This window comes from Synechococcus sp. MU1611, from assembly GCF_020514255.1.
Classification (GTDB): Bacteria; Cyanobacteriota; Cyanobacteriia; order PCC-6307; family Cyanobiaceae; genus Parasynechococcus.
On record NZ_VTLC01000001.1, the window covers coordinates 337642 to 354471 of the forward strand.

Genomic DNA, 16830 nt, shown 5'->3' on the forward strand with positions numbered 1-16830 from the left:
GTCAGTGCCCTGATTCGTTGTTTCTTGAGCAGAATCAACACAGGCCGTCCGCCGGTATGAGCAAGTTCAGCGCCATTCCCCCTGCGGAGCGATTGCCCGAATGGCTGCGTCGGCCGATTGGTAACGCCTCGGAATTGGAGCGGGTGCAGGGGCTGGTGAAGCAAAACCGCCTGCACACCATCTGTGAGGAAGGGCGCTGCCCCAACCGTGGTGAGTGCTACGCCGCAGGGACGGCAACCTTTTTGCTGGGCGGTTCGATCTGTACGCGCAGCTGTGCTTTCTGCCAGGTGGACAAGGGGCAGGCACCGATGCCGGTGGATGTTGCAGAAGCCGAACGGGTGGCTGATGCGGTGGAAGCGATGCAGCTCCGCTATGTGGTGCTCACGGCCGTGGCTCGCGACGATCTCATCGATCACGGCGCCAGCCTGTTCACCAACACCATGGCGGCGATCCGGGCCCGAAATCCGCTCATCGCTCTTGAAGTGCTCACCCCCGATTTCTGGGGGGGCGTAGCTGATCAGGCACTGGCGGTGACGGCCCAGCGTGATCGGCTGGCCACGGTGTTATCAGCCCAACCGGTGTGCTTCAACCACAACCTGGAGACGGTGCAGCGTCTCCAGGGCGAGGTGCGCCGGGGGGCTACCTACATGCGGTCGCTCGGGCTCTTGGCGTCCGCCCGTGAACTGGCGCCTGAGATCCCCACCAAGAGCGGCCTGATGCTCGGCTTGGGAGAGACCCGTGATGAGGTGATTGCCACCCTCAACGATCTCCGCGCTGTGGATTGCCAGCGGCTCACCCTGGGGCAGTATCTGCGTCCTTCGCTGCAGCACATTCCGGTGGCCCGCTACTGGACGCCAGAGGAGTTTGATGAGCTTGCGGCGGTGGCCCGTGAACTGGGCTTTGCCCAGGTGCGCAGCGGCCCCCTAGTGCGCAGCAGCTATCACGCTGCTGACTGACGCCATCCCCGCAGACTGCGTGCCAGAACGGTGGAGATCTCTCCGCTCATCAGGGCCCCGGCTCCGCCCCAGACCAGCCGGAGGGGAAGATCCCAAAGCGCCGCTTCCACCTCGCGCATCGTGGCAAAACCGCGTTGGTTGAAGTAGCGGACCAGCCGTCGGTGCTGACGCTCGTCGTCACGGATGGCCAGCAACCGGGCTTTTGCACAAGGCGTGGCCTCCTGGGCCCAAGCCATGGTGGCGGCCCAGATCAGATCACCAACCCCTGGAGGCGCCGTTGGCATCACCCGCATCGTGTCGAGTTGAAGGCCCGTGGCGGCGGGGTAAGCCCACCCCTTCATTTCCCCCAGCAGCAGCAGGCTGCCGCTGGGGGCTTGCTGGGCCACCACCAGCCGCAGGCTCCACAGTCCCAGGGGACGGCCCACCTGCAATCGCAGCAGCAGGCCCCGTTCGCGGGCCTCGGCTTCCAGTTGTTCAAGCATCGACAGTGGGATGGCCGTGGTCATGGTCCTGAGGTCATGCTGATGCGGGCATGGTGACGACCGAGCGCACCGCCTCCAGTCGCAACGGACCGTAGAGGTGGGGGAACAGTTCGCCGCTGGGAATCGCATCGGCGCGCAGGGGAGCATCGACGGCAGCGGCATCAATCTCCAGCAGCAGCACGTCGCCGGCATCGGCATAAAAACGTTCAAATGTGGCGTTCACCTGCTCCTGCCAGGAGCAGTGGATGAAGCCCACTTGATCGAGTCCCATACTTCGCGTGGAGATGCGATAGCTGCCGTTGGTTTGCGCGGCTTGCCAGTCGTCCTTGAGGGCCAGATGAAACAGGGGTTGATCCAGGGGCACCGCCACGGCATCGGCGGGAAAGTGGTGCTGCTGCCCACCGGCAGTCCAGGGATCGGCCCGCTGCATCAGCCGCTCGAAGCGGGGATCCTCCAGGAAACGCTGGAGCCAGTGGCGTAACGCCTCCAGGGCGTTGTTGTTGTCGAAACCCTCAGGATCGGCGATGCGCCACTGCCGCACGAACGGCCAGATGGCTGCATCCGCCAGTGAGATGCGCTCGCCAAGCAGCCAGCCCTGCTCGGCAATCCTCTGGTTCCAGCTTTTCAGAATCTTGAGGCCGGCGTTCCGCTGCTCTTCCTTGTTGGTGCCGGGATAGCGATCGGTGTATTTGAACCGGTCCAGGTGGTGCTTGAACGGTCCGTCGTTCTGCTCGATCAGCGCTGACGTGTCGCTGGACCACAGCAGCTCCCGTGGGTCCGCCTGATTCAGGGCCCAGTCCATCACCGCACGGCTTTCTTCGATGACCTCACCGTTTGGCAACACCAGCACCGGAACGGTGCCCTTGGGAGAAGCCGCCAACATCTCAGCCGGTTTGGCCTTCAGCGCGATTTCGCGCCACTGCACCAGAAGACCGGCCTCCAGCAGGGCCCAGCGGGCGCGCATGGCGTAGGGGCAGCGGCGGAAGCTGTAGAGGATCGGCAGCACGGCATCGGAGTCGTCCTTGCAAGGATTGTCCGATGCGGTCTGAATCCCTCAAGCCTGCATCTGATCAATTTGCCGTTGCCGCATCGCAAACCGTTCCCGGTCGGCGTCGGTGTAGCGATCCACGCAATGCACACATTGCACGCCTTTGATGTAGCTCGGCAGTGCGCGTTGTTCGGCTGAAACCGGCAGGCCGCAGGCATGGCAGAGGCTGTATTCACCGGGCTCAAGGCGGTGGTTCAGGGCCACCCGCTGATCGAACACGAAGCACTCCCCCTGCCAGCGGCTCTTGGCTTCCGGCACTTGCTCCAGGTATTTGAGGATGCCGCCGCGCAGGTGGTGCACCTCCCCGAAGCCCTGTTGCTGCAGGTAGCTGCTGGCCTTTTCGCAGCGGATGCCTCCGGTGCAGAACATGGCGATGCGCTTGTTGCCGTTGTCCTCCATCAGCGGCCTCAGTGTTGTCTCCGCCCATTGCGGGAAATCGCGAAAGCTTTCGGTGCCGGGTTCGATGGCGCCGTCAAACGTGCCGATGGCTGTTTCGTAGCTGTTGCGGGTGTCGATCACCAGCGTGTCGGGATCATCCACCAGCGCATTCCAGTGTTCAGGTTCCACGTAGGTGCCGACGCTGGCGTGGGGGTCCACGCTGCTCACGCCGATGGTCACGATCTCTTTTTTGCGCCGGGCCTTGAAGCGGCGGAACACCGGCTTGTCGGCCCAGCTGCGTTTCACTTCGAGCCGCGCGTAGTGGTCGTTGCCGAGATCTAGAGACGCGCGCAAGTAGTCCAGCACGGCATTCACGCCAGGTTCTGGCCCGCTGATCGTGCCGTTCACCCCTTCCAGGGCCACCAGCACCGAGCCGAGCACATCGCCTTCGCGAGCCAGGCTTGGCAAGCTGGTCAGCAACGTCTCGCGACGCTTGTCATTCAGGGGTGTGAACGCATAAAAAGCAGCCACCAGGAGTCGGCTGTCTTTCGCCAGCACAGGCTCTTGGCGGATCGGGTCCACGGTGCTCCAGGTTCAACGTCCCTCCAGCCTGCATCAGGACGCTGGGTCCCCTTCAGGCTTTCCTGCTGATGCGCACAGAGGCAGGCCGCAGTGGACAGGCCAGGGCATGAAAGGGCTTGTGCCCCTTTTCAAAAATGAGGCTTCCCATGGGTTGAGCGTTTGCGCTGTCGATCTTCATGGCTGAGCCTCTGACCTATCCGGTGTAGCTCAACATGGATGCCACCAACAATGAGTCTTTCTTGCAGTGTTTAGGTCAGGCTTGGTAGCAAGAGGCTCAACCGGTCTGCTTCACCCGGACGATCCTTTGGTTTGAACGGTGTTCTGGGTCAGAGACGAATCGTGGTTGCACTCCTGGCTTTGGTGACGGCGTATTTGATTTTGATCCTGGCGAGTCAGGTTCGTTCCTAGTTACTTCTGCCGATTCCACTGTGATGGTGCTTTTCGATACGGCCGCTTGAGTGACTTCAATGCCATCACGGAAAGGTGCTCCGCTTCCGTCTATGGCACTCGCTTTAATCGCTGTTGTCTTCACAGCCACAGCCATCGGAACTGTGTTTCACAACAGGTACTGATTGGCTTTGGCGATGGAACTTGTCTTTGTAGCGCTCATCATCACAGCAACCCTGATCAAGGAGCTGTCGTCCAGATCAAATGCCCCTGGCTTCGTGAAGGGGAAGCAGCGTTAGCCCAGCACTCAATAACGGCGATGGTGGTGACGCTCGCGGTCGTCTTTTACGGCATCAAGAATGACGGACAGAACAAAGAGGCCAAATAGTGATGGAAGGACGATGGGGTCAATCATGGCTCCTCGTTGAAGGGCTACCTCTGGTTTAACCCTGCTCCAGCCCAGGCTGTGTGCCAGTAGAGAGATTGTTACACGAGTTCCTGGGGGATGCGCTCTATCCCCCAGTCGGTGGAGCCAAGTGGACCCGGTAATCGCTCAGTTGAGGGAGGTGGTTTTACCTCTCTCCCCTTAGAACACCTCTAGACGAAATCGATGAATGGTTTTTGTATTGGTAGCAATCTGCATTGGCATCTATATCAATGCGCTTCGGATCATTCATACAGACGACGCATGAATTTTCATCCTTCAATGCAACATAAAAATCAATTGGCTGAACTCTGGGAAAGGTCTTGGGGATCGATGCAGGGCCATGTCACCGCACCCCAGGAGATCCATCGCAAGGTGCTGCGGATGGTGTCACCGCTGACGGAGCAGGATGCCAAATTAATGCTGAAGCAGATGGGTCAACGCTCGTTGTGAATTGGGTTGATGGCTCACTTCATGGGGATCATGTTGGGGAGGCCTTCAACGCTGGCAAAGGTCACCATCGCTTCTGCTGGTTCTGGCCCCTTGTTGGTCACGTAGTGAGGTTCATCCGGGTGGCCCTCCAGGAAGCCATTGCCAGGCCGGACCACGCTTACAACTTTTTTGCCGTCGACAAGGCGCACGTTGGTCATCGCGCCCTTCGTCACCACAACGACCACTGGTGAGGGATGGGTGTGGAGTGGAATCGTTGCTCCAACGGGGAGCCTGACCCGTACCACCCTCAGCTCCGGCCTGCCCTGCGGATAGGCCACGATCCGTTCGCCTGGTGTTCGACTCGCCCTGAACAACTCCTGAATCTTTGGCTGAGGTGCAGCTTGCACGCTGCTGGCCAGAAGCAAGATGCCGGCGGTCAAGCCAAAACGTTTGAACTGCATTGTCTTTTGATGATGCACCTTCTTACCCGATTTGGCGGCTGGTGGCTGTCGGGTCAGATTTTTGTTGTTTGAAGTTGGTGAATTATTAGTGCCTATGGTCAACCATCAGACATCTGTTTTACAGATTTCTCGTCTTCAACGGAGGTGACTTTGAAAGATTTCCCTTTTTGGTTTGGTGATGCGTTTGCCCATGCAATGGGTGCTTGGGACTGGGAGGAGAAGAAAGCGATTCCTCCTTCAATCGGATGACAACCTTATACAGGTTTTCGCGACAAGCGAGGGCATGGTTGTTGAGCCGTGTGGCTCGTGTATCTCTGGTCTTGATCATCCTGGATTGATGTAACCGTGGCCAAAAGGGTCGCCTCATGTTTGTGAGGTGATCCTTTCGCTTCCTCTTCTCGGGTTAAGTACCTATTGTTTTTATCGCTTAGAGGAGTAGACAGAAATTAGTAGCAAGGATAGCGATGATCACGATCTGCTCCGGTTTCTTCGATATCTGCATCCCCCTCGGTTTGGTCGATAAATCGCAATCCAAACAGGATTCAGAGCCTCGACAAGCAATCCAGTCGCAACACGACCTGTACTGGGAAGAGCGTTGCGATGCATCACCAACTGCACCCGGGTGCAAAATTTATGATGCCTAAACAAAAGGCGCACTCCGTGGAGCATGCAACGCTCCTTTAGAAAACGTTTTTGTGGAAGATTGATCTCGATCAATTGATGACATCGTCCGTCCTTTCCATTGAAAGGACGGACGATTCCATTGGTATGGCTTTTCATCCACAAGGTTTTCAAAAATCTGTCTGGCTAACGAACACTTACTGGAGTTTGACCTGACGATTGCGGAGGTTTGTTCTGCAAGCGTCCCGCAGATGTTGTCGGGGGGTTCGGAGTGGGGGGCGTGCTGTTTAGCGCGGAGCACAATTGGCAGGAGCAGCCGCTTCCTCCTGCCAATTGGCGGTTACTCCGGCATCGGCGAGCAGCTGGCGATCGGCCTCCACATCCGGGTTTCCAGTGGTGAGCAGAACATCGCCGTAGAAGATTGAGTCGGCACCTGCCTGGAGGCAGAGAATCTGGGCTTCCCGGCTCATCGATTCACGGCCGGCACTCAACCGCACCCGGGCGTGGGGCATCAGGATCCTGGCGGTCGCCACCATCCGCACCAGCTCTAAGGGTTCAAAGGGGGCTTGCTCTTCCAAAGGGGTGCCTTCAACGGCCACCAATCCGTTCACCGGCACGCTTTCGGGATGAGGGTTCATGCTGGCGAGCACCTGCAGCATCGAGGCTCGGTCCCGCAGGGTTTCTCCCATGCCGATGATGCCGCCACAGCAGAGGGTTACACCGGCGTTGCGGACGCGTTGGAGTGTTTCCAGCCGCTCTTGATACGTGCGTGTGGAGATGATTTGGTCGTAGTGCTCGGGGCTGGTGTCGAGGTTGTGGTTGTAGGCCGTGAGCCCGGCTGCGGCTAATCGTTCCGCCTGTTGATCGGTAAGCATCCCCGCGGTCACGCAGGCCTCCATCCCCATGCCGCGCACTCCGCGCACCATCTCAAGCATGGCTTCGAAGGGTGCACCGTCGCGGATTTCCCGCCAGGCCCAGCCCATGCAGAAGCGATCGGCACCGGCCTCCTTGGCAGCTCGGGCGCGCTGCAGCACCGGTTCCACCTGCATTTGGGCCTCAAAGGCCGCCACATCACTGCTGTTATGGATCGACTGAGAGCAGTAAGCGCAATCCTCTTCGCAGCCCCCTGTTTTCACACTCAGCAGCGAGGCCAGCTGCACCCGATAGCCAGGATTGGCCTCACGATGAATGGTTTGCGCCTGCCAAAGCAGCTCCATCAAGGGGAGTTCCAGCAGGGTCTGGATCTCCGCGGTGGTCCAGTTGTGGCGGATGCTGAGCGTCATGGGCTGATCGGATCGAGTCCGCCGAAGCGGCGGTTGCGGCGTTGGAAATCGAGTAGGGCCTCTTTCAACGCATCGGCATTGAAGTCGGGCCAGAGCACGTCGGTGACGTGGATTTCGGCGTAGGCCAGCTGCCAGAGCAGAAAATTGCTGATGCGGTGTTCCCCGCTGGTGCGGATCAACAGATCGGGATCCTGCTCGCCAGCGGTGAACAATTCAGCGGCGATGCTGTTCTCATCGATGCTGTCCGGATCGAGCTCCCCCGCTGCAGCGCGTCGGGCGAGGCGCTGGGCTGCCAGCACCAGTTCCCGTCGCCCGCCGTAATTCGTGCACACGTTGAAATGAATGCCGTTGTTGGAGGCTGTACGGGTCGTGGCGTCAGCGATCAACTGCTGCAGTTTCTGGGGCAAGGCTTCCAGATCTCCGAGAAAGCGAATCCGCACCTGTTCGGATTCCAGTGCCTGGAGTTCGGCCTGCAACACCCGTTCGAACAGGGTCATCAGGAAATTCACTTCCTCCCCCGGACGCGACCAGTTCTCCGTGGAGAAGGCGTAGGCGGTCAAGGCTGGGATGCCCCAGTCGCTGCAGAGCCGCAGGCTGGTTTTCAGTGCCTCCACGCCGGCACGGTGCCCCATCACCCGGGGTAACCCGCGCGATTTCGCCCAACGTCCGTTGCCATCCATGATCAAGGCCACGTGCTGCGGGAGCCGGCCTGGGTCGAGGTCCGCAGGGAGAAGCGAACGATCGGCCGTGTCAGTGCTGGTGGCCGGAGGGCGGCTCAAGACAGCGATTCGGACTGAGAGCTTCCCACCGTACGTCGTGCCGGCGGCATCGATTCGGCGGTGCTGAACAGCTCCTGCAGCAGTTCCTTAAGGCGAGAGCTCGTGATTGGGCGTTCCAGCTTGCCCTGGTTGGCCAAGGACAGCGTTCCTGTTTCCTCAGACACCACGATGCAGATGCAGCGATCAAAGCGTTCGGTAATGCCAAGCGCCGCCAGATGCCGAGTGCCGAAACGACTCACGCTGTGCCGCGAGAGCGGAAGAATGACCCCGGCCGATTCGATCCGGTTACCACGCACCAGAACGGCACCATCGTGGAGTGGTGTGTCGGCAGCAAACAGATTCAGCATCAACTCGCGACTCAGCACTGCGCCGATAGCAACACCGGGATTGAGAAAATCCTCGGGCCTGAGGTCGCTCCCTAGGTCAACAACGATCAAGGCCCCACGACGCAGCTGAGACAGCCGGCCAGCGGCATCGGTGATCTGGGTCACGGTGCCGGCGGATGCCCGGAACTCCTTCTGGGGATTCCCCAGCAACACCGCCAGTCGACCAGTTCCCAGCAGCTCCATCAAGCGCCGCAGCTCCCCTTGCCAAAGAATGGCCAGCGATAGCGAGCAGGCCATCACCAACCCGTCCACCAGTTTTGTGGTGAGAGGCAGGTTGGCGAAGCGCTGGACAAACCACGCCATGGCCACCAGGAACAACCAGCCCCGCAGCAACCAGAGGGTGCGCTGCTCGTTGACGCGCGAGAACAGAAGAAAGCCGATGGAAGATGCAAAGAGAACGTCGAGCACCAGGCGCGGATCCACCACCGCCAACACGTTCACTCCGATCTACGAACCGCTGACGTCAACGTAACGCGTTGAATCGTTCTGGCAAAACGTCGTAGCGCAGCAGGTCATCCGGCTGCTCTCGCTTTTGCACCAGCTCCGCGGATCCGTCGTGCACCAAGACGGCTGCTGGCCTCGGGATCCGGTTGTAGTTCGAGCTCATCGAGGCGTTGTAGGCACCGGTCGCGAACACGGCGACGATGTCTCCGCTCTCGGTGCTGGGCAGGGGAAGGTCCTTCAGCAGCACATCGCCGGATTCACAGTGCTTGCCCACCAGATTCACGCTTTCGTCAGCCTGGGCCAGAGGGCGGTCAGCCAGGTAACAGGTGTAAAGCGATTGGTAGGTGATCGGGCGGGGGTTGTCGCTCATTCCACCGTCGATGGCCACGTAGGTGCGGACATTGGGGATCGTTTTGCGGGAGCCCACGGTGTACAAGGTCACACCGGCGGTCGCCACCAGCGAACGGCCCGGCTCGCACATCAACCGTGGCAGCTCGAGGCCACGCTCACGGCATGCCGCTGTGACGGCTTCGGCCACCACCTGGATCCATTGCTCAATGCTCGGCGGATCATCGGATTCCACATAGCGGATCCCAAGTCCGCCACCAACGTTGAGGTCGTTGACGGGATGGCCCAGGTCGCGGGCGAGCTTCAGTTTGTCGGCCATCACCGCGGCTAGATCACGGTGGGGTTCGAGTTCAAAGATCTGAGATCCGATGTGGGCGTGCAGGCCGGTGAGTTGGGCCCAGGGTTGTCCCACAAGTTTGCGCAGCACGGGCTCCACCTGATCGGGATCGAAGCCGAACTTGCTGTCTAGGTGACCTGTGCGGATGTATTCGTGCGTATGGCACTCAATGCCGGGGGTGAAGCGCAGCATCAGGCGCGCTGGTTCTGATCCAGCGGGCACCAGTTCGGCCAGGCGGTCCAGATCGTGTTGGTTGTCCACAACGATCGTGACCTTGTTGGCGTAGGCGAGCAGCAGCTCCTCGTCGGATTTGTTGTTGCCGTGGAGCACCATGCGCTCCCCTGGCATCCCTCCCCGCAGCGCCGTCAGCAGTTCCCCGGCGGAAACGGCATCCAGGCCCAAGCCCTCAGAGGCCGCAAGGCTGCTCATCACCAGGGAGCTATTGGCTTTTGAGGCGTAGATCGGAAGAGATGAACCTGCGTAGTGCTTGGCCAGAGCCTCGCGGTAGGCCCGGCAGGTGGCGCGAACGGTCGCCTCATCCAGCACATATAAAGGTGTGCCGTAGCGCGCTGCCAGATCACTGAGACGACAACCTCCGACCACCAGTCGGTCTGTGGCGTCGAGTTCGGTGGTGAGCGGTGCCAGGTTGCGATTGGGGCTCTCCGCATCCCGGTTCGCCTCGAAGGGCCGTTGACTAGTGATGGTTTGGGTCACGGAGTGTCGGCGTCGAAGGGCAATCTAGGAATCGACCCTGCGGTGGGTGGATCGACCCCGCAGATCCTGCGTCTTGATCCCTCATGGCAGCACGCCTGTCTGGTTCTGGATCAGACTGCTCTCGACGGTCTGTGGACGGCTGACCAATGGCGGCGTGAGCTGGACGACCCCAGGCGCCTCTGCATCGGTCTTGTTGACTCCCTTGTTGGCTCCAAAACATTGTTAGGAGTTGCCTGCGGCTGGTTGGTGGCCGATGAACTCCACATCACGGCAGTGGCTGTGGATCCGGCCAGTCGCCGCAGCGGCTATGGAGGTCTCCTTTTACAAGCACTGTTGCAACGGGCACGTCGGGTTGGTGCGGTGCACGCCACGCTCGAGGTGGCCAGCGACAACGTTGCCGCTCTGGCGCTTTACGCCCGGAACGGTTTCCGCACCGCAGGCACCCGTTCCGGGTACTACTCCGATGGTCGCGATGCCCTCATTCAGTGGTGTCGCATCCCACCACCGACATCTCCAACGTCGGATTGATGTTGTTCGGTTTCCCGTCCCTGGGAAACAAAAATAAGCAGTGAATCTTGTGGGATTCATTGTTATTTTTTGTGCGCTCAAGGCCAGTCTCAGACTGGAAAGTGACCGTACAAACCGAACACTCGCGGCGGTCCCTCAACCCTGATAGCTTGGTGACATCACTGCATTGGCCCAGCGATGTTCGAACGTTTCACCGAGAAGGCCATCAAAGTGATCATGCTGGCCCAAGAAGAGGCTCGCAGGCTTGGTCACAACTTTGTTGGAACCGAACAGATACTCCTCGGTCTCATTGGCGAAGGAACGGGTGTAGCTGCCAAGGTCCTCAAGTCCATGGGCGTCAACCTCAAGGATGCCCGGGTGGAAGTGGAGAAAATCATCGGGCGTGGGTCCGGTTTCGTTGCCGTTGAGATTCCATTCACTCCCCGCGCCAAGCGTGTTCTGGAGCTCTCTCTTGAAGAGGCTCGTCAGCTTGGACACAACTACATCGGTACTGAGCACTTGTTGCTCGGTCTCATACGAGAGGGCGAAGGTGTAGCGGCCCGGGTTCTGGAAAACCTCGGTGTCGACCTGGCCAAAGTGCGAACCCAAGTGATTCGCATGCTGGGTGAAACGGCCGAAGTGTCTGCCGGTGGCGGCGGTGGTGGAAAGGGCTCCACCAAGACTCCCACCCTCGATGAGTTCGGTAACAACCTCACGCAGCTCGCGACAGAGGCGAAACTTGATCCAGTTGTGGGCCGTCACAACGAAATCGATCGCGTCATCCAAATCCTTGGGCGCCGCACCAAGAACAATCCAGTTCTGATCGGTGAGCCCGGCGTCGGTAAGACGGCCATCGCTGAAGGTCTGGCCCAGCGCATTCAGCAGGGAGATATTCCCGACATCCTCGAAGACAAGCGCGTCCTGACCCTTGATATCGGCTTGCTGGTTGCTGGTACCAAGTACCGGGGTGAGTTTGAGGAGCGTCTCAAAAAGATCATGGAGGAGATCAAGTCGGCCGGAAACGTCATCCTCGTGATCGACGAAGTTCACACCTTGATCGGTGCCGGTGCTGCTGAAGGTGCCATCGACGCTGCAAACATTCTCAAGCCAGCACTTGCTCGTGGTGAGTTGCAGTGCATTGGCGCCACCACCCTCGACGAGTACCGCAAGCACATCGAACGGGATGCTGCGTTGGAACGGCGTTTTCAGCCGGTCAATGTCGGCGAGCCGTCCATCGATGACACCATCGAAATCCTTCGCGGTCTTCGAGAGCGTTACGAGCAGCATCACCGCCTCAAAATCACCGATGAAGCGCTTGTCGCGGCGGCAACCCTTGGCGATCGCTACATCTCTGATCGGTTCCTGCCCGACAAGGCCATCGACCTGATCGATGAAGCTGGCTCCAGGGTCCGCCTGCTCAATTCGAAGTTGCCTCCTGCTGCAAAGGAGGTTGATAAGGAACTGCGTTCCGTCCAGAAGGACAAAGAGGATGCTGTCCGCGATCAGGACTTCACCAAAGCGGGTGAGTTGCGTGAGAAGGAAGTGGAGCTGCGCGAGCAGATTCGTTCCCTGCTGCAAGCCAACAAGGACGAGGTCAAGGCCGACACTTCTTCAGAGGCCGGTGAAACCAAGGCTGTCGAGTCGGTTGCTCCAGACAGTTCCCCCATGGTGAATGAGGAGGACATCGCTCAGATCGTTGCCTCCTGGACCGGTGTCCCGGTGCAGAAGCTCACTGAGAGCGAGTCGGTCAAGCTGCTCAACATGGAGGAAACCCTCCACAAACGCCTAATCGGTCAGGACGAAGCGGTGAAAGCGGTGTCCAAGGCCATCCGCCGGGCCCGGGTTGGTTTGAAGAACCCCAACCGACCGATTGCAAGTTTCATCTTCTCTGGCCCCACAGGTGTCGGTAAAACCGAGCTCACCAAAGCTCTGGCTACCTATTTCTTCGGCAGCGAAGAGGCCATGATCCGCCTCGACATGTCGGAATTCATGGAGCGCCACACGGTCAGCAAACTGATCGGCTCGCCTCCTGGCTACGTGGGCTTCAACGAAGGCGGACAGCTCACTGAGGCGGTGCGTCGCCGCCCTTACACCGTGGTGCTCTTCGATGAAATCGAAAAAGCGCACCCCGATGTGTTCAACCTGCTGCTGCAACTCCTGGAAGATGGTCGTCTCACCGACTCCAAGGGCCGCACAGTTGACTTCAAGAACACCCTGATCATCATGACGTCGAACATCGGTTCGAAGGTCATCGAGAAGGGGGGTGGCGGCCTTGGCTTCGAGTTCTCCGGTGAAAGCGCTGAAGATTCTCAGTACACCCGGATTCGCTCCTTGGTGAATGAGGAGCTCAAGCAGTACTTCCGTCCTGAATTCCTCAACCGTCTCGACGAGATCATCGTCTTCCGTCAGCTCAACCGCGAGGAGGTCAAGCAGATCGCCGAGATCATGCTTAAGGAAGTCTTTGGTCGCATGGGCGAGAAGGGCATCACCCTCACCGTGTCCGACGCGTTCAAGGAACGCCTTGTAGAGGAGGGATACAACCCTGCCTATGGCGCACGTCCCCTGCGTCGTGCCGTCATGCGTCTTCTCGAAGACTCCCTCGCAGAAGAGGTGCTGTCCGGTCGGATCAAGGACGGCGACCATGCCGAGGTTGATGTCGACGAGAACAAGAAGGTGGTTGTGCGTCACAAAGGTCAGGTGGAAGCGGCACCGCAACTGGCAGGTGCAAGCCTCTGATGGTTCGATCCATCTCGTCCCACTCCATTGCCCCCGCAAGCGTGTTGCGGGGGGATGGAGCATGGGATGAGGCCCTGCCTCAGATCAAAACGCTGTGTTCGCGTCCGCTGGTGCTCGGACGCAGTGTCTCAACCGCGAGGCAGCGTCAGCGCTTCGTCTCCGATTTGCAGGCCCAGGGACTCAAGCCTCTTCAAGCTCAGCTTCAGTTCGACTGCTGTGAGCAGGACCTCCAGAGAGTGTCTTCTGAAGCCGACAGCTGTGATGCCATTCTGGCAGCCGGGGGCGGAAAGGTTCTGGATGCCGGCAAGCTGCTGGCCCATCGTCTTTCTCTTCCATGCATCACCGTTCCGCTGAGCGCCTCTACTTGCGCGGGTTGGACGGCTCTGGCCAACATCTATTCCCCTCAAGGTGCCTTCGAAGGGGATGTGGCGCTGGATCGCTGCCCTGACCTTCTCGTCTTTGATCACGGCTTGGTGCGCCAAGCTCCGCCTCGCACTCTGGCCAGTGGTGTCGCTGATGCCCTGGCCAAGTGGTACGAAGCCTCCGTGAGCAGTGGCGACAGCAGCGATGGTCTGGTGCAGCAGGCCGTGCAGATGGCACGGGTTCTCCGCGATCAACTGCTGATCGACAGCCTCACGGCGCTGGAGGATCCAGACAGCGCGGCGTGGGTGCGCACCGCCGAAGCCTGCGCGCTGACTGCCGGAGTGATGGGAGGACTTGGTGGTGCCCGTTGCCGTACCGTCGCGGCCCATGCTGTTCACAACGGCCTCACCCAGCTGGAGGCCTGTCACCACGTTCTCCATGGCGAGAAGGTGGGTTTCGGAATCCTTGTGCAGCTTCGATTGGAGGAACGTCTGGGCGGCAACCGGCTCGCCGGGCAGGCGCACCGCCAATTGCTGCCGCTGCTGCGGCAGCTGGCTCTGCCTGTCAGCCTTGATGATCTGGGTCTGGCGCAGGCCAGCCTCAGTGAATTGCAGGAGGTGTGTCGCTTCGCCTGTCGCGAGGGTTCCGATCTGCATCATTTGCCCTTCGCCGTGACGCCCGGTGCTTTGCTGGAGGCCCTTGTGGGTGCCGCTGAACTCAGCCCCATCAGCCTTTGAAGACGCTTCTGGATCAATTGCGGCCGGCTCTGCTTGACCCGCAGGCCGAGACCCTGGCCGCTGATGTGCAGTGGTGGAATTTGCCTGGCCTGGGTCTGGATGATCCCTTCCCGGTGGCGGTGCTCGGCCAAGGCTCTCCTTTGCTACTGCTGCATGGTTTCGACAGCAGTTTTCTGGAATACCGGCGCCTGGCTCCCCTCCTGGCCGATCGCTTTCAGCTGTTCATCCCCGACCTGTTCGGTTTTGGCTTTTCACCTCGTCCCTTGGGCCTGACCTACGGGCCGGACGCTGTTTTGCGTCATCTCGATGCCCTGCTTGAGCGGCTTCCCGCTGAGGCTCCTGTTGGGGTGATCGGTGCCTCGATGGGTGGCTCCGTGGCCGTGGAGTTGGCCCGGCGTCACCCCGAGCGGGTGGGTCCTCTTGTGCTGCTCGCTCCAGCAGGTTTGACGGGGCGTCCCATGCCTGTGCCGCCCCTGCTGGATCGTTTTGGTGCCTGGTTTCTGGGTCGCCCCGGCGTGCGGCGGGGGCTGTGTCGCCAGGCCTTCGCCGATCCCGATGCTGATGTGGGAGCTCCGGAAGAACAAATTGCCTCTTTGCACCTGCAATGCCCCGGCTGGGCTGAAGCCTTGGCGGCATTTGCCCGCAGTGGTGGTTTCGCAGGATGTGGAGAACCCCTGCCATCCCAGTCACTGCATGTGATCTGGGGTGCGGATGATCGCATTCTGCGCGCCCCGCAAAAACAGGCGCTTCAGGCGTTGCTGGATCGGCCTGTAGAAACGTTCCCCTGTTGCGGGCACCTCCCGCACATCGATCAGCCCCACAGGGTGGCTGAGCGTTGTTATTCGCTTTTGGCCTGTGGCTGATCCCCTTCTCACTGTGCTCGCCGGGGCTCTGCGTCTTTGGATTCGCAGCCGCTGCGACCGCCTCGGAAGCCTCGAACTGCATCTGAACGGTTCCAGTTGGTCTCTGCTGCGGGGACGTCTGGACGGCGTGTCGCTTAATGCGCGGGACGTTTGTTTTCAGGGGCTGCCTCTGCAGAGCGTGGCGTTGTGCAGCGGTCCGATTGCGGTGGACATGAAGCTGCTGACTCCAGGCCAGATGCTGGCGTTGCAGCAGCCATTTCAGGTGGAGGGTGAAGTCAGCTTCAACGGCCGTCAGCTCAATAGCGCTTTGCTTGCCGAGCCCTGGCGCTGGCTCGGTGACTGGATGGCTGAGCAGCTGATGGGTCTAAGCCCCTTGGGCGCCTTAAGCATTGAAGAGAATCTGATCGAGTTGCATGCAGTTGTCGCTGCACATCAAGACCCGGCTCGCCGTCGCTTCCGCCTTAACGCTGAGCAAGGCACCTTGTGCTTCCGGCCTGAGACAGACGATGAACCCTTCATCCTGCTTCCAATGGATCCGGCCATCCGGATCGAGCATGCCCAGCTGTTTGCTGGCCAGTTGGTTCTGAAAGGCCATTCCATCGTCACCCCTTAGTGCCGGTCTGTTGTTGAACCGGCGCTACTTCGAAAGCAGCGGTTGGCACAGGGCGATCGCGTAGTACACCACCGCTGGGGTGAATAGATAGCTGTCGATGCGGTCCAGGATCCCGCCATGGCCCGGTAGGACATCACCTGAATCCTTGACGCCCGCATCTCGTTTCATCATCGATTCCGTTAGGTCTCCCACCAACGCGAACAGAGCGATCAGCGCTCCCAGCAGCAGGCCTGGCAGACCATGCAGGACCCACCCCATCAGCTGACCGCAGATCAGGCCCATCAACATCGCCGAGAGGAAGCCGCCAATGGCGCCTTCGATGGTTTTCCCAGGAGAGATCGGCGAGAGGGGGCGCTTGCCGTAACGCCGGCCTACGGCCCAGGAGCCGATGTCGGTGGCCACGATCATGAGACAGGCGGAAAGGGTGATCGCCAGCCCGTCTTCAAGACCACGCAGACTCAACCAGTGGCTGGGTAGAAACCCGAGGTAGAACAAGCCGAAAATCGATGCTGCGATATCGGCGATGGAGCCCGTCACCGGTTGTAGGAGCAGCCAGCCGCAGATGGCAGCTCCAGATAGGGGCAACACCGCGGAGGCCACCGCTTCCGGCAGCCCTCCCTGCATCGACCATTGGGTGGTGAATAACAGCAGTTGACAGGCCACCAGGGTTGTTTTGGTGGCTGGGCGGATCCCCTTGAACTGGGCCATTCGGAAGAACTCCAGAAGGCCGAGGTGCACCATTCCCCCCAGCGCAGCGGTGAACCACCAGCCCCCGAGTCCAACCACCAGTAGGCCAAATCCGCCGACAGCGAGGCCACTGATCAGCCGCTTGCGCAGCACCGCACGCGCGGCTGGCGCTTGGCTTTGATCGAAGACAACCTCACGGATCACGCTGATTGGAGGCTTCGTTGGTTCAGGCTATCAATCGCTCATGGTTGGCTTCGTCTGG

At 60.1% G+C, this 16830-nt stretch carries 16 protein-coding genes; 7 read left to right on the top strand and 9 right to left on the bottom strand.

Translation table 11 applies throughout. The annotated features are described in order from the left end of the window. Positions 1-56 precede the first annotated feature (56 nt). On the top strand, positions 57-956 hold the full coding sequence (gene lipA, locus FZZ92_RS01960) for a lipoyl synthase (protein WP_226398083.1): 900 nt from the start codon (positions 57-59) through the stop codon (positions 954-956). On the opposite strand, the gene FZZ92_RS01965 is transcribed toward lipA, so the two are convergent. Genes FZZ92_RS01965 through FZZ92_RS01975 form a run of 3 tightly spaced genes read right to left on the bottom strand, consistent with a single transcriptional unit; the run spans position 941 to position 3446 of the window. Then, positions 941-1438 (bottom strand): hypothetical protein, encoded by a 498-nt coding sequence (locus FZZ92_RS01965; protein ID WP_226398152.1) that lies wholly within the window; start codon positions 1436-1438, stop codon positions 941-943. The genes lipA and FZZ92_RS01965 overlap by 16 nt on opposite strands. A 34-nt stretch (positions 1439-1472) precedes the next feature. Beyond that, positions 1473-2444 carry a DUF952 domain-containing protein gene (locus FZZ92_RS01970; protein WP_226398082.1) on the bottom strand — a complete coding sequence of 324 codons (972 nt, stop codon included), beginning with the start codon at positions 2442-2444 and terminating at the stop codon, positions 1473-1475. A gap of 48 nt (positions 2445-2492) precedes the next feature. Beyond that, on the bottom strand, positions 2493-3446 hold the full coding sequence (locus FZZ92_RS01975) for a rhodanese-related sulfurtransferase (protein WP_226422451.1): 954 nt from the start codon (positions 3444-3446) through the stop codon (positions 2493-2495). Positions 3447-4557: 1111 nt separating this feature from the next. Here FZZ92_RS01975 and FZZ92_RS01980 point away from each other — a divergent pair. Continuing rightward, positions 4558-4710 carry a hypothetical protein gene (locus FZZ92_RS01980; protein WP_170951076.1) on the top strand — a complete coding sequence of 51 codons (153 nt, stop codon included), beginning with the start codon at positions 4558-4560 and terminating at the stop codon, positions 4708-4710. A 14-nt stretch (positions 4711-4724) separates the two neighbouring features. On the opposite strand, the gene FZZ92_RS01985 is transcribed toward FZZ92_RS01980, so the two are convergent. The 5 genes from FZZ92_RS01985 to lysA form a co-directional block, all read right to left on the bottom strand. Further along, entirely contained in the window at positions 4725-5150 is a 426-nt protein-coding gene (locus FZZ92_RS01985) for a cupin domain-containing protein (RefSeq protein WP_226422452.1), read from the bottom strand. A gap of 908 nt (positions 5151-6058) precedes the next feature. Next, positions 6059-7054, bottom strand: coding sequence for a biotin synthase BioB (gene bioB, locus FZZ92_RS01990; RefSeq protein WP_226398079.1), 996 nt, complete (start codon positions 7052-7054; stop codon positions 6059-6061). Beyond that, positions 7051-7833: an isoprenyl transferase gene (locus tag FZZ92_RS01995; protein ID WP_226398078.1), complete on the bottom strand. Its 783-nt coding sequence runs from the start codon at positions 7831-7833 to the stop codon at positions 7051-7053. Before FZZ92_RS01995 ends, bioB begins: the two co-directional genes overlap by 4 nt. Next, the gene (cdaA, locus tag FZZ92_RS02000; protein ID WP_226398077.1) at positions 7830-8660 is read right to left on the bottom strand and encodes a diadenylate cyclase CdaA; all 831 of its coding nucleotides are present in this window, start codon (positions 8658-8660) and stop codon (positions 7830-7832) included. The genes FZZ92_RS01995 and cdaA overlap by 4 nt, the downstream gene beginning before the upstream one ends. Before the next feature lie 22 nt (positions 8661-8682). Further along, a complete protein-coding gene (lysA, locus tag FZZ92_RS02005; protein ID WP_226422453.1) occupies positions 8683-10062 on the bottom strand; it encodes a diaminopimelate decarboxylase in 1380 nt (459 codons plus the stop codon). 3 nt (positions 10063-10065) lie between these two features. Between lysA and FZZ92_RS02010 the strand changes: the two genes are divergently transcribed. From FZZ92_RS02010 to FZZ92_RS02030, 5 genes are all read left to right on the top strand, one after another. Further along, the gene (locus tag FZZ92_RS02010) at positions 10066-10590 is read left to right on the top strand and encodes a GNAT family N-acetyltransferase (protein ID WP_226398075.1); all 525 of its coding nucleotides are present in this window, start codon (positions 10066-10068) and stop codon (positions 10588-10590) included. Positions 10591-10767: 177 nt separating this feature from the next. After that, positions 10768-13305 carry an ATP-dependent Clp protease ATP-binding subunit gene (locus FZZ92_RS02015; protein WP_226398074.1) on the top strand — a complete coding sequence of 846 codons (2538 nt, stop codon included), beginning with the start codon at positions 10768-10770 and terminating at the stop codon, positions 13303-13305. Beyond that, positions 13305-14405, top strand: a complete 1101-nt coding sequence (locus FZZ92_RS02020) for an iron-containing alcohol dehydrogenase family protein (RefSeq protein ID WP_226422454.1) — start codon at positions 13305-13307, stop codon at positions 14403-14405. Before FZZ92_RS02015 ends, FZZ92_RS02020 begins: the two co-directional genes overlap by 1 nt. After that, on the top strand, positions 14402-15268 hold the full coding sequence (locus FZZ92_RS02025; RefSeq protein WP_115025100.1) for an alpha/beta fold hydrolase: 867 nt from the start codon (positions 14402-14404) through the stop codon (positions 15266-15268). Before FZZ92_RS02020 ends, FZZ92_RS02025 begins: the two co-directional genes overlap by 4 nt. Continuing rightward, complete coding sequence (locus FZZ92_RS02030; RefSeq protein WP_226398071.1) at positions 15261-15881, top strand: LmeA family phospholipid-binding protein; 621 nt, start codon at positions 15261-15263, stop codon at positions 15879-15881. The genes FZZ92_RS02025 and FZZ92_RS02030 overlap by 8 nt, the downstream gene beginning before the upstream one ends. Before the next feature lie 24 nt (positions 15882-15905). Here FZZ92_RS02030 and FZZ92_RS02035 read toward each other — a convergent pair whose 3' ends face one another. Beyond that, positions 15906-16772 (bottom strand): phosphatidate cytidylyltransferase, encoded by an 867-nt coding sequence (locus FZZ92_RS02035; protein ID WP_226422455.1) that lies wholly within the window; start codon positions 16770-16772, stop codon positions 15906-15908. Between the last annotated feature and the right edge of the window lie 58 nt (positions 16773-16830).